Source organism: Caulobacter segnis (assembly GCF_019931575.1).
Taxonomy (GTDB): domain Bacteria; phylum Pseudomonadota; class Alphaproteobacteria; order Caulobacterales; family Caulobacteraceae; genus Caulobacter; species Caulobacter segnis_C.
Genome location: NZ_CP082923.1, coordinates 3,131,256 through 3,143,072 on the forward strand (window position 1 = coordinate 3,131,256; position 11,817 = coordinate 3,143,072).

General features: G+C 67.9%; 17 protein-coding genes. 4 read left to right on the top strand and 13 right to left on the bottom strand.

Going from position 1 to position 11,817, the window contains the following annotated elements; translation table 11 throughout:
• Nucleotides 1-37: 37 nt before the first annotated feature.
• Together K8940_RS14295 and K8940_RS14300 are read right to left on the bottom strand one after the other, a co-directional pair.
• Entirely contained in the window at nt 38-448 is a 411-nt protein-coding gene (locus K8940_RS14295) for a BLUF domain-containing protein (RefSeq protein WP_223390632.1), read from the bottom strand.
• 105 nt (nt 449-553) lie between these two features.
• Nucleotides 554-988 (bottom strand): HIT family protein, encoded by a 435-nt coding sequence (locus K8940_RS14300; protein WP_223390634.1) that lies wholly within the window; start codon nt 986-988, stop codon nt 554-556.
• Nucleotides 989-1,041: 53 nt separating this feature from the next.
• On the opposite strand from K8940_RS14300, the gene K8940_RS14305 reads away from it, so the two are divergent.
• Together K8940_RS14305 and K8940_RS14310 are read left to right on the top strand one after the other, a co-directional pair.
• Nucleotides 1,042-1,626 (top strand): DUF4287 domain-containing protein, encoded by a 585-nt coding sequence (locus tag K8940_RS14305; protein WP_223390636.1) that lies wholly within the window; start codon nt 1,042-1,044, stop codon nt 1,624-1,626.
• Between the two features lie 61 nt (nt 1,627-1,687).
• A complete protein-coding gene (locus tag K8940_RS14310; RefSeq protein WP_223390637.1) occupies nt 1,688-2,176 on the top strand; it encodes a pyridoxamine 5'-phosphate oxidase family protein in 489 nt (162 codons plus the stop codon).
• 7 nt (nt 2,177-2,183) lie between these two features.
• Here the strand turns inward: K8940_RS14310 and K8940_RS14315 are convergent, their stop codons facing one another.
• The 4 genes from K8940_RS14315 to K8940_RS14330 all read right to left on the bottom strand — a co-directional run bounded on the left by K8940_RS14315 (nt 2,184) and on the right by K8940_RS14330 (nt 5,156).
• Nucleotides 2,184-3,344: a GNAT family N-acetyltransferase gene (locus K8940_RS14315; RefSeq protein ID WP_223390638.1), complete on the bottom strand. Its 1,161-nt coding sequence runs from the start codon at nt 3,342-3,344 to the stop codon at nt 2,184-2,186.
• Entirely contained in the window at nt 3,341-4,114 is a 774-nt protein-coding gene (locus K8940_RS14320; protein WP_223390639.1) for a glycerophosphodiester phosphodiesterase, read from the bottom strand. The genes K8940_RS14315 and K8940_RS14320 overlap by 4 nt, the downstream gene beginning before the upstream one ends.
• Nucleotides 4,114-4,575 (bottom strand): RidA family protein, encoded by a 462-nt coding sequence (locus tag K8940_RS14325; RefSeq protein ID WP_223390640.1) that lies wholly within the window; start codon nt 4,573-4,575, stop codon nt 4,114-4,116. The genes K8940_RS14320 and K8940_RS14325 overlap by 1 nt, the downstream gene beginning before the upstream one ends.
• Before the next feature lie 146 nt (nt 4,576-4,721).
• Nucleotides 4,722-5,156 (bottom strand): phasin family protein, encoded by a 435-nt coding sequence (locus tag K8940_RS14330; protein ID WP_223390641.1) that lies wholly within the window; start codon nt 5,154-5,156, stop codon nt 4,722-4,724.
• Between the two features lie 308 nt (nt 5,157-5,464).
• Here K8940_RS14330 and K8940_RS14335 point away from each other — a divergent pair, with 308 nt between their 5' ends.
• Nucleotides 5,465-6,778 (top strand): D-alanyl-D-alanine carboxypeptidase family protein, encoded by a 1,314-nt coding sequence (locus K8940_RS14335; RefSeq protein ID WP_223390642.1) that lies wholly within the window; start codon nt 5,465-5,467, stop codon nt 6,776-6,778.
• A 145-nt stretch (nt 6,779-6,923) separates the two neighbouring features.
• Here the strand turns inward: K8940_RS14335 and K8940_RS14340 are convergent, their stop codons facing one another.
• The 4 genes from K8940_RS14340 to K8940_RS14355 all read right to left on the bottom strand — a co-directional run bounded on the left by K8940_RS14340 (nt 6,924) and on the right by K8940_RS14355 (nt 9,661).
• Complete coding sequence (locus K8940_RS14340; RefSeq protein ID WP_223390643.1) at nt 6,924-8,168, bottom strand: PLP-dependent aminotransferase family protein; 1,245 nt, start codon at nt 8,166-8,168, stop codon at nt 6,924-6,926.
• A 75-nt stretch (nt 8,169-8,243) separates the two neighbouring features.
• Nucleotides 8,244-8,303 (bottom strand): hypothetical protein, encoded by a 60-nt coding sequence (locus K8940_RS14345; protein WP_106907314.1) that lies wholly within the window; start codon nt 8,301-8,303, stop codon nt 8,244-8,246.
• A 14-nt stretch (nt 8,304-8,317) separates the two neighbouring features.
• Nucleotides 8,318-8,752: a J domain-containing protein gene (locus K8940_RS14350; protein WP_223390644.1), complete on the bottom strand. Its 435-nt coding sequence runs from the start codon at nt 8,750-8,752 to the stop codon at nt 8,318-8,320.
• 72 nt (nt 8,753-8,824) lie between these two features.
• Nucleotides 8,825-9,661 carry a division plane positioning ATPase MipZ gene (locus K8940_RS14355; protein ID WP_223390646.1) on the bottom strand — a complete coding sequence of 279 codons (837 nt, stop codon included), beginning with the start codon at nt 9,659-9,661 and terminating at the stop codon, nt 8,825-8,827.
• A gap of 196 nt (nt 9,662-9,857) precedes the next feature.
• Here K8940_RS14355 and panC point away from each other — a divergent pair, with 196 nt between their 5' ends.
• Nucleotides 9,858-10,715, top strand: a complete 858-nt coding sequence (gene panC, locus K8940_RS14360; protein WP_223390647.1) for a pantoate--beta-alanine ligase — start codon at nt 9,858-9,860, stop codon at nt 10,713-10,715.
• A 7-nt stretch (nt 10,716-10,722) separates the two neighbouring features.
• On the opposite strand, the gene K8940_RS14365 is transcribed toward panC, so the two are convergent.
• The 3 genes from K8940_RS14365 to K8940_RS14375 all read right to left on the bottom strand — a co-directional run bounded on the left by K8940_RS14365 (nt 10,723) and on the right by K8940_RS14375 (nt 11,727).
• Entirely contained in the window at nt 10,723-10,809 is an 87-nt protein-coding gene (locus tag K8940_RS14365; RefSeq protein ID WP_125159375.1) for a hypothetical protein, read from the bottom strand.
• A 78-nt stretch (nt 10,810-10,887) separates the two neighbouring features.
• Nucleotides 10,888-11,286 (bottom strand): DUF1489 family protein, encoded by a 399-nt coding sequence (locus K8940_RS14370; protein ID WP_223390648.1) that lies wholly within the window; start codon nt 11,284-11,286, stop codon nt 10,888-10,890.
• Between the two features lie 129 nt (nt 11,287-11,415).
• Nucleotides 11,416-11,727, bottom strand: coding sequence for an energy transducer TonB (locus K8940_RS14375; RefSeq protein ID WP_223390649.1), 312 nt, complete (start codon nt 11,725-11,727; stop codon nt 11,416-11,418).
• Nucleotides 11,728-11,817 lie beyond the last annotated feature (90 nt).

An 11,817-nucleotide genomic window follows, 5' to 3' on the forward strand; every position in this document is an offset into this window, starting at 1 on the left:
GGGGCCTAGCCCCGGAGGTGGCGCTCGCCAACCTGGGTCAGCAGGCGTTGGGCTCGCTTCGCATCCAGGCCGGTGGGTTCGAGTGTTCCAAGCCCACTTCGGAAAGGAGACCCTGGTCCAAGGCCCCCAGGCGGGGCCGTCCCATGTTCCAGTCGCGAAACACACGCTCCTCCGCCGCGTCGTCAGCGATGGTCACGAGGTCGGTATGGCGCGCGTCTCCCGCGATCCGTTCGAAGGTCTCGCGGACACTGGCCGCCGGCCCTTCAAGCCACTGCAGAAAGCGCCCTTCTCCCGCCAGCAGGAACCCGGTCACGTCAACGAGCCGATTGTTGTGGATCGAGGCGGTGACGATCGTCCGCAACGTCTCGTCTGGGTCCCCGTCGCCGACGTAGCGGCTGGCGTAGATCAGGCGGCGCAGGCCTTCGCGGCCCTCCTCGAATTCAAGCATGCGGTCCCCAAGGCGCGGTGTGATCGCCACTGCCGCTAACGTCCTAGCCCGAAAGCGGCTCCGCCCCCCAAGGCCAAGCCTTCCCGTTCCGGGTATTGGCGCGTTCTACAGCGCCGCCGCGATCTTCGCCGCCAAGGCCTTCAGGTCCTCGACATCGGCCATGCCGCCCTCGCCGTGGCGCCCCAGGACCTGGCCCTCGTAGCGGGGGATGACGTGGAAATGCAGGTGGAAGATCGTCTGGCCGGCCGAGGCGCCGTTGAACTGGGTGACGACCACGCCGTCGGGCTTCAGGGCCGCGACGACGGCGCGGGTCAGCGTCTGGGTGGCGGCGGCCAGGTCGCTCAGCACCTCGGGCTCGACCTCGAGAAGGTTGCGGGCCTGGCTGACCTTGGAGATCACCAGGGCGTGGCCGCGCGACTGCGGAAAGACGTCCATGAAGGCCAGGACCTTGTCGTCCTCGAACACCTTCACGCTGGGGATCTCGCCCCGGATGATCTTGGCGAAGATGTTGTCGGCGTCGTAGCGTCCGTCGAGGCTCATGACCGTCTCCTTTGGATGATCGGTCGTAGCAAACCGAAAGCGACGCGCAAACCATGGCCGAAACCAAGCCGCAAGGCCTGACCGAGCAGCAACAGAAGTGGTTCGCCTCGGTCAGGGCCAACCTGGAGCGCGAAACCGGCAAGACCCTCGACGAGTGGGTCGAGATCGTCCGCCGCGAGTGCAAGGAGACCAAGCCCAAGGCGCGCACCGACTGGCTGAAGGCGACCTACGGCATCGGTCAGAACCGCGCGGCCGCCATCTTCTCCGTCGCCTTTCCATCCGAGATGGGCTGGGACGACGCCGACGGCCTGCGCAAGGCGCTGTGGACTGCCCCCGCGTCGACCGCGATCCTGGAAGCGGTCGAGGCCGCCGTCGCCGATTTCCCCGGCCTGGTCACCGGCCAGCGCAAGGGCTTCACCGCCTGGTCGAACAAGGCCCAGTTCGCGGCGCTGAAGCCGCTCAAGGGCGGCCAGGCGGTGCTGGGGCTGGCGGTGGCGCCCGACGCCTCCCCCCGTCTCGCCGAGCCCGGGAACGAGGGCTGGTCCGAGCGCCTGAAGGCCAAGATCACTCTCGCCTCGCCCGCCGAGGTCGACGCGGACCTGAAGGCGTTGCTCAAAGCGGCCTGGGAACGATCATAGGCGCTCGATGTCCGGAACGGAGGGCGGCCCGGCTCCGTTTTCTCCTGGAAAGGAGCAAGCCATGTCCAAGGAAGCCGATCTCACCGCCAAGTTCTGGAAGGCCCTCAAGGCCGATCGCGTCGTCATGCTGGGCCTGCCCGACATCGGTGGCGGCCACAGCCAGCCGATGAGCGCCCTGATCGAGGGCGACCACAGCGGGCCGCTCTGGATGTTCACCTCGTCGGAGACCGACCTCGTCCACGCCCTGGATGTCGAGGGCCGCGACGCCCTGTTGCACTTCGCCTCGAAGGGCCACGACCTGTTCGCCGTCGTCGAGGGCCGCCTGCGGATCGACACCGACTTCGAGACGGTGGAGCGCCTGTGGAATCCCTTCACCGCCGCCTGGTTTGAGGGCAAGGACGATCCGCGCCTGCGCCTGCTGCGCTTCGATCCGGCCGACGCCCAGATCTGGCTGAACGAAAACAGCTTCTTCGCCGGGGTCCGCCTGATGCTGGGCATGGATCCCAAGGAGATGTACCGCGACAAGGTCGCCGAGGTGCGGCTGCACTAGGCGGCCGCTATCGCTCCTCGCGGAACGGCGAGTACTCCTCGGTCAGCATCGCCATGTCGCTTTCGACCGCCTCGCGCTCACGCTCGAGGTAGCGGGCGACGGGCTCGCGCAGGGCCGGGTCGGCGATCCAGTGGGCGGAATAGACCGCGCTGGGCAGGTAGCCCCGCGCGATCTTGTGCTGGCCCTGGGCGCCGGCTTCGACGCGCGGCAGGCCCAGGCGGATCGCGTGCTCGATGGCCTGGTAGTAGCAGAGCTCGAAATGCAGGAACGGCACGTCCTCGACGCAGCCCCAGTGGCGACCGTAGAGGCAGTCGCGTCCCAAAAGGTTCAGCGCCCCGGCGATCCAGGGTCCGCCTGGCCGCCGGGCCAGGATCAGAAGCACCTTGTTAGCCATCCGTTCGTGCAGCAGCGAGAAGAAGCGGCGATTCAGATAGGGCCGGCCCCACTTGCGGCCGCCGGTGTCCATGTAGAAGGCGAAGAACGCGTCCCAGTGTTCCTCGGTCAGTTCCGCGCCCGTGAGCGCGACGATGTCCAGCCCATCCTGGGCGTCGCGACGCTCGCGGCGGATGGTCTTGCGGCGGTTGGCCGACAGGGCCGCCAGGAAGTCGTCGAAGGTCGCGTAGTTCTTGTTCTCCCAATGATACTGCTGGTCCTGGCGCAACAGCATTCCGCGCTCGCCCATCCAGGCCCACTCATCCTCGATCGGAAAGGTTACGTGCAGGGACGAAGCGCCCAGGCGCTCGCACAGGGTCAGGGCCCCGCCCAGCAGGGCCGAACGCCCCTCGTCGAGATCGACATCGGGCCGGACGATCAGCCGCGAACCGGTCACCGGCGAGAACGGCGACGAGCACTGGAGCTTGGGATAGTACCGCCCGCCGGCCCGCTCGTAGGCGTCGGCCCAGGCGTGATCGAAGACGTATTCGCCCTGGCTGTGAGACTTGAGATACAGCGGCATGACGCCGGCCACGGCGCCGGCCTCGTCGTCCACCGTCAGGTGATGCGGCGCCCAGCCCGTGCGGGCCGAGACGCAGCCGCTGTCTTCCAGGATCGACAGGAAATCGTAACTGACAAACGGGTCGCCGGTCTGGCCGGCGCACGCGTCCCAGGCGTCCCTGCCGATCTCGGCGATCGCGCGATGGACGCGAACCGCCGACTGGACAGATGTCACGCGTGGAAGCCCTCGAAGATCAGGTTGTCGCAATGGTCGCGCACGCCTTCCCACTGGTCGGGCGAGCGGACCGTCCAGGCGACGATCGGCATGCCCTTGGCGCGATATAGGTCGGCGCGCGGGCTGGGCAACATGTCCAGGCCCAGGGCCAGGAAATCGGGTCGCGCGATCTCGACCTGCTCCAGGGCGGCCAGCGACTTGCGCATTTCCGGGGCGAGCTTGCGGGCGCCCTCGTCGTTCCAGCCGTAGCTGTCCAGGCCGCGCAGGATCTGCGGATGATGGTCGGCGAACCAGGCGTGCGAATAGGGATTGAAGCCGATCACAGCGGTCGGACCGTTGTGGTCGACCAGCACCTCTGTCACCCGCTTCTCCAGCGGTCCGACGTCGCCGAAAGGCGTCTTCAGCTCGATGAAGACCATGGCGCGGTGGCCGATCATGGTCAGGGTGTCGGCGAGAGTCGGGATGGTCTCGTCCGTGCCCTTCAAAGTCAGAGCCCCGAGTTCGGCGGCGGTGTGGTCGCGCAGGCGACCTTCCTGTCCGGTCATCCGCTCCAGGCGCTCGTCATGGAAGACCACCGCCTCGCCGTCGGCGGTCAGCTGGACGTCCAGCTCGATGCCGTAGCCGCGCGCGCAGGCGGCCTGGAAGGCGGCCAGGGAGTTCTCCGGCGCGCCATCCGGGGTCCAGAGGCCGCGATGGGCCACCGGCGGGTCGAACAGGCGCTCCCACGCCTCGCCGAAGACATCGGTCGAGGGGCGTTCGCGCGAGCGCATCAGGCGATCTCCACCACCGCATCGACCTCGACCGCGAAGCCGAGAGGCAGCTTGTAGACCCCCACCGCCGAGCGGGCGTGGCGGCCGGCGTCGCCCAGGGCCTCGACCATCAGGTCCGAGCAGCCGTTGACGACCTTGGGAATGTCGATGAAGTCCGGCCCCGCCTGGACGAAGCCGCCCAGCTTCACCACGCGGACCACGCGGTCCAGGTCGCCGTCGCAGGCGGCCTTCATCTGGGCCAGCAGGTTGATCCCGCAGAGACGCGCGGCCGCCTGGGCGGTCTCCAGGTCGACGTCGACGCCGACCGTGCCCTTGACCCCGCCCGAGGCGTCCAGCGAGATCTGCCCGGAGATGTGCACGAGATTGCCGGAGCGGACGAAGGGGACGTAGTTGGCCACCGGCGCCACCGGCTGGGGCAGCTCGACACCAATCGCCTTCAGGCGTTCCTCGACCTTCGACATGCACGCGGCTCCACTGATTTGTCCGGCATGCTTAACGCGACCAGATGGAGCGCAAAAGAAAAAAGGCCCGGACCTCTCGGTCCGGACCTTCATAGGCTGGGCTCGTGCAAGGCCGCCGGCGGGGCGACCAAAACCCGAAGCGGCTCTTAGCGAGCGGCTTGGAACTTCTCGACGGCGGCGCTGACGCGTTCGTTCAGCGGCTTCACCGAGTCCTTGATCGAGGCCGAGACGATCTCCGAGGCCTTGCTGACCTGGGCGATGTAGGCTTCCAGGGCCGACTTGGCCCAGGCGGTCTGCAGCTCGACGGCTTCCTGGACGCTCTTGGCGGCGGCCAGCGACTTGGCGGCGGCGACCTGGTCCTCGGCGGCCTTCTTGCCGTAGGCGAAGGTCTGGGCGCCCAGGGCTTCGGCGCCCTTGGTGGCGGCGGTCACCGAGGCGACCACGGCTTCCAGGTTCTTCTTCGAATGGGTGTTGGCCTCGGCCAGAGCGGCCAGGGACTTCTCGACGCCGTCCTTGAACGCTTGGTTCGAGGCGGAGGTGAATTGCTCGACGGTGGTCTTCAGGGTTTCGGCGGCGGCCATGGGGGCTCTCCTGGGGAGGAAGAAGACGGCGGGGCTGATGGCGAGCCGCAACTCGTCCACCTGCGGTTGGAACACCGTGGTTCTCTCATGTTGCAGTGCAGCAGTCAATGATTTTGTGCAGCGCACCATAACGCAGCGTCATGCCGAGTTAAGCTGCAGCATTGGAAACACGCGCCTGATTTTTTCACGCCTGCGGCATGATCGCTCACCAGTTGTTTACTTTAGCGAAAGGCGTCTTCCATCATGCTACGGGTCACGCGTGTGGCGGCGCCAAGCCGCTTCCCAGTTCAAATGACGGACGCTGCTCGATGTTCGCCAAGCTTATTTCCGCCCGCTCCTTCTTCGCCGCTCTCGGCCTGGCGCTGTCTTGCATGGTCGGCGCGCTCGCCCCGACGACCGCTTCGGCCGCCATACCCTATCTGCAGCTGAACGCCTCGGAGCCGAAGTACGCGGCGATCGTCATCGACGCCAATTCGGGCGAAGTCCTTTACGACAAAAGGGCCGACAGCCCCCGCTACCCCGCCTCGGTCACCAAGGTGATGACCTTGTACCTGACCTTCGAAGCGCTCAGCGAAGGCCGCATGAAGCTGACGGACCGCGTGGTCATGTCGCCTCGCGCGGCCGCCCAGGCCCCGACCAAGATCGGCCTGCGCCCCGGCGACAGCATGAGCGTCGACGAGGCCATCAAGGCCATGACCGTCAAGTCGGCCAACGACGTCGCCGTGGCCATGGCCGAGCGACTCGCCGGCAGTGAGTCGCGCTTCGCCGCCCTGATGACCCTGCGTGGCCAGGAACTGGGCATGCGCAACAGCCGCTTCGTGAACGCCTCGGGCCTGCCCGACAGCCGCCAGATCTCGACGGCCCGCGACCTGGCCATCCTGTCGCGCGCCACCATGCGCGACTTCCCGCAGTACTACAGCTACTTCGCCGTGAAGGGCTTCTACTTCCGGGGCAACTACATCAAGGGCCACAACCGCCTGCTGGACAGCATGGAAGGGTTCGACGGCCTGAAGACCGGCTACACCAACGCCAGCGGCTTCAACCTCGCCGGCTCGGCCGTGCGTGACGGCCGCCGCCTGATCGCCGTGGTCCTGGGCGGCCCGTCGACCGCCTGGCGCGACAACAACATGGAAGACCTGCTGCTGACCGGCTTCGACGTGATGAAGCGCCGGTCGCGTGGCGAGCGCACCTCCATCGCCGCCAACATCTACGAGGACGACCCGTCGGGCCCGATCGAACGTCCGTCGGTCGAACAGGGCGACGGCGACCAGGCCGGCCTGCGCATCGTCCTGACCGAGAACCCGCGCAACCCGGGCCCGGTGAAGGTCTCCCCCACCCTGCGCGGCGCCCAGGAAGCCGCCAAGCCGAAAGCCAGCGCCAAGAAGCCGAAGGGCGAGTACGGCGTGCAGGTCGGCGCGTTCAAGTCCAAGTCGCTGGCCAACGAACAGCTGAAGCTGGTGCGCGGTCGCTTCGCCAAGGTCGTGGCCGAGGCCGAGGCCGCCGTGGAAGGCGCCGGCGGCACGTTCCGCGCCCAGTTCCAGGGCATGACCTCGGACGCCGCCCGCAGCGCCTGCTCGGCCCTGAAGGCTAAGCGCGTCCCCTGCCTGGTGCTGGCGCCGTAACTTAACCCCGACCTCCCCGGCGAAAGCCGGGGTCCAGATCGAACCAAGGGCGCCGAGCGGCTAAGCTCGGCGCCTTTTCGCATTCACGACCAATGCTCAGGATGCATCTGGGCCCCGGCTTTCGCCGGGGAGACGGTGGTTGGGATCAGGCTTCCGCGATGACCCGGCCGATCAACCTGGCCAGCCTCGCCACACCCTCCTCGATCTGATCGTCGGTCGGCAGCGAGTAGCTGAGGCGGATGGCGTTGTGCTTCTGAACCTCGGCGAAGAACGGCGCGCCGGGCACGAAGGCCACCCGCTCCTCCTCGATGGCCCGCGCCAGCAGCGCCGCGCCGTCGACGCCCTCCGGCAGATCGACCCAGACGAACATGCCGCCTTCCGGGCGCGACCAGGTCACGCCCTTGGGCATGGTCCGCTCCAGGGCCGCCAGGATCACCCGGGCCTTGTGGCCATAGGCGCCGCGCAGGCGGTGCAGGTGCTGGTCATAGCCCTCGGAAACCGCGCGATGCGCGACCATCTGGTTGATCGTCGAGACGTGCAGGTCAGCGCCCTGCTTGAGCAGGACCAGCTTCTCGATCACTGGCTTGGGCCCGCAGACCCAGCCGATGCGCAGCGCCGGCGACAGGGTCTTGGACAGGGTGCCCAGGAACATGGTGCGGGCGTTGTCGATGCCGCCCGAGCGGGCGATGTCGAGGGCCAGCAAGGTCGGAGTCGGCTCGCCGATGAAGCGCAGCTCGCGATAGGCCGCGTCCTCGACCAGGGTCATGTCCAGGCGGTCGGCCAGGGCCAGCACGGCCTCGCGCTCGGCCAGGGTCAGGCTGACGCCGGTCGGATTGGCGAAGTCGGGCACGAAATAGCCCAGCGCCCCGTGCGGCAGGTCGGCCTCGGCCGGCGATCGCAGCGCGTCCTCCGGCAGGTCGCGATAGGCCGGCTCGTAGCCGTTGAAGGCCTGCAGCGCGCCCAGATAGGTCGGTCGCGCCACCACGACCGGGTCGCCGGGGCTGATGAACAGCTTGCCGATCAGGTCCAGGGCCTGCTGCGAGCCGGCGGTCAGCATGATGTTGTGCGGTTCGCACGGCATGCCGTCGCGGGTCATGCGCTCGGCGATCCACTGGCGCAGCGGCAGGTAGCCTTCGCTGACCGAGTACTGCAGGGCCTGCCGCGACAGGGCCTGGTCGGCCAGGATGGCGTCGTACCCGGCCTGGATTTGCTCGGCCGGGAACAGGCCCGGGTCGGGTATGCCGCCGGCGAACGACAGGATGTCGGGCTGGTCCAGCAGCTTGAGAAGCTCGCGGATCTCGCTGGCGCGGACGCGGCTCATGCGGTCGCTGAAGCGCGCGGCCCAGTCGCCCGCCTGTTTGGGGGCGCTATCGGTGTTGTGGGTAGTCATGGGGTGATCGAAGTCCGAACTGAAATGACGTTTGGCGGCCGCACGGCGGCGCGCGCCTGAACAGGGGTCAGGGCGTCATACCGAGCAGGTCGGGCCGGACGAACGGCGGCGCCAGAAGCGTTCGCGATTGATCATGCTTCTCTCCTAGCTCAGCTACGCTTGCGGATCAAACGATCGCGCGCCGCATTCAGCTGGGCCGCCAGGCCTTGCGTGCCGCCCTTGTCGGGGTGGGCCATCTGGATCAGGCGCGTATAGGCCGCCTTGACCTCGGCCAGGGTCGCCTCGGGACCAACGCCCAGGATGGCGCGGGCTTCCGAAAGGCTCAGCTCGGGCTTGGGCGGCTGGACCATCTCGCGACGGATGACGGGACGGCGGCGGGCCTCGGTGACGCTCCACAGGGCGATGACGCCCAGCACGATCCCCGTGCCCCACGAGCCCCGGATCGTGGCGTAGGCCGCCGCGGCGAAGGCGGCGATCGACGCCGCGCCCGCCCCGACCCGCCAGCCGTCGCCCTTGAACAGCGAACGCCCCTTCGGCCACAGCAGGAAGACGAGAATGGCCGCGCCCAGCAGCAGGTACAGCATCGGAACTCCGGATACGAAAACGGGCGGCAGGTCTCCCCGGCCGCCCGCTCGTCAAATCATGTAGCGTCTGGACTACTGCGCCGCCAGCAGGGTCTCGCCCGAATAGGCCGCCAGACCCAGCGAGTGCATCAGGGCGCGCAGCTCCTGACGCGCGGCCAGGTGCTGCAGCGACACCGGCACCGGACGCACCTGCGGCGACAGGTCGGCGATGGTCAGGCCGAACGGGAAAAGCTCGCGATAGATCACGCGATCGCGCAGGCCGGGGCCGATGCGGAAGCCGACACGCTTGGCCAGGGCCGTCAGACGGTCCTCCAGGCGCTTGCGGTTACGGGCCTCTGTAGTGGCCAATCGATTGCGCAGCACGACCCAATCCATCGCCTGCCGCTGGCCGGACAGCGCCCGCTGCTTGCGGCCCTCCCAGACGGTCAGCGAATAGAGGCTGGGCTTGGTCAGCTCCAGGGTCACCGGATCGACGGTGCCCAGCATGTCGAAGTCGACGAAGCTGTCGTTCATCGGCGTGACCACCAGGTCGGCGCGGCCGTGGGCCATGCGCGTGATGGCGCTGTCGCCGCCGGGCGTGTCGATCAGGATGAAGTCGCATTCCTCGGCCGCCTTGGCGAAGGCCGCCTCGAAGCCGGCGACCTGGTCCTCTTCCGACTTCTCGGCCAGGACGATGTCGTTGTCGCTGAGGCTCAGTGACAGCGGCTCGGGCAGGTTCAGGTTCTTGCTGGCCAGCCAGGCCCGGCGGTTCTCGAAGAACCGGCCCGAGGTGCGCTGGCGCAGGTCCAGGTCCAGCACGGCGACCTTGGCGCCGCCATAGAGCAGAGCGGTCACGAGATGGACGGCGATCGTGGACTTGCCCGCGCCGCCCTTTTCGTTGCCGACGACGATGACGCGCGTTTCGGCCATGGTTCGATCCCTGATGCGTCGCGACTCGCACGACCTTGGACTGAAGGTTAACACGATGTTACCGCCGCCCTACCGGGTCAACCGTCTCAATCCACAGGCATAATTGTCGCACCCCGAAAGCGGGTTTCCCGCGCGGGATGGTGGACCCGCCGCCGCGCCGGGGCCATAAGCCACGCCTGTCCGCGTGGAGCCCGATATGAGCAGCCCGATCATCGTCCGCACCGTCGCCGAGATGCGCGAGCACGTGCGCGCCTGGAAGGCGGCCGGCCAGCGCGTGGCCCTGGTCCCGACGATGGGCGCCCTGCACGAGGGCCACCTGTCGCTGGTTCGCATCGCCCAGCAACACGCCGAGCGCGTGATCGCCACCGTCTTCGTCAATCCCAAGCAGTTCGCCCCGCACGAGGACTTCGACGCCTATCCGCGCGGCGAGGCCGCCGATGTCGAGAAACTGGCCTCCGTCGGCTGCGACCTGCTGTTCGCTCCCGGCGGCGCGGAAATGTACGCCCCCGGCTTCGCCTCGGCGGTGTCGGTGTCGGGCGTCTCCGAACCGCTGGAAGGCGCGGCGCGGCCGCAGTTCTTCGGCGGGGTGGCGACCGTGGTCGCCAAGCTGTTCAACCAGAGCCAGGCCGACGTCGCGGTGTTCGGCGAGAAGGACTACCAGCAGCTGCAGGTGGTCAAGCGCATGGCCCGCGACCTCGACATCCCCATCGAGATCATCGGCGCCCCGACCGCCCGCGCCGAGGACGGCCTGGCCCTCTCCTCGCGCAACGCCTACCTGTCGACGCACGAGCGCGCCGCCGCCGTGGCCCTGCCCACGGCCATGAAGGCCGCCGCCGCCGAGGTCGTCGCCGGCGGTCGGATCGACGAGGCCGAGCAAAAGGCGACGGCCGCCCTGAAGGCGGCCGGCTTTGGTCAGGTGGACTATGTCGAGGTGCGCGAGGCCGGCGACCTGTCGCGCCTGGGTCCGGGTCCGATCGGCGCGGCTGAAGGCCGGATCCTGATCGCCGCGTGGCTGGGCAAGACGCGGCTGATCGACAACATGGCGGTCGGCTAGCCCTGGCCTAGATGGGTTTGAGGGCGATCAGCAGACCGGCGATCAAGCCCACGAACAGCATCCCCACGCCCAAGGCGGCGAAACCGGCCTTCATCGTCATCCCTCCGCTATCCCTGCGACAAGATGACACCCGTCACGGTTGCCAGTTCACTAACGACACACGCTGAGATCGTTACCAAGCGCCGATTTCCCGTAGTTGCCGCGCCAGTTCCGGCGGCAGGTCGGCGGCTTCGCTCTCGGTGAGGTCCGGCGGCGCGTCCTCGGGCTTGAGATAGCGCCAGCCCTGGAACGCCCGCCTCGGCTGGGGCGCGACGCGGATGATCGGCGGATCCACCGTCACCTCGCAGCGCGAGGCCGGCCCCGAGCCGATCGTGTCGATGGCCAGGATCTTCTGGCGACACAGGATCTGGCCCTTGAACACCCGATACAGCGAGCCGCCGTCCAGGACTTCGTCGACCCGCTTGGGCGTCATGCGGGTGTGCATGACCCAGGGGTGGCCTTCCGTGTGCCAGGCCAGGAGATCCTCGACGGTGTCGCAACCGACGACCAGCTTGATGATGTGCAGCGCCATGGCCGCTAGATAGCGCGGGACGGGGCCAAGACAACAACCCCGGTCGCCCGCGGAGGCCCAGAAACACGAAAGCCCCCGCCGGGTGTCCCGGCGGAGGCTTGCGTTGATAGCGCTTTGGCTAGGCGATGCTTACGCGCCGCCCGGGAAGCGGAAGGGAACCTTCACCGAACCGGTCTTGGCGCCCATCGGCAGCTTCTCGGCGATGCACATGGCGGCCTTGTCGAAACCCTTGCCCGCGGCGCTGTTGTCCACGACCTTGCAGTCCGACAGCTTGCCGTCCGCGGCGTTGCACTCCAGCATCACCTGCGCGGCGTCGCGCGTGTTGGCGAACTGCTGCAGGCAGCGACCCATCTGGTCTTCGAAGCCACCGGCGGCCGAAGCGGCCTGAGCCACGAAGAAGCTGCCGGCCAGGCCAGCGGCGAAAGCGATCGAGAGTTTCATACCCACCAAATTCCCTTTTGGAACCGAACTTGTGAGCATGGTTATCGCCCTTAAGGCCTAAAGAACGGCCAAGGTTCGCGGTTAATCATT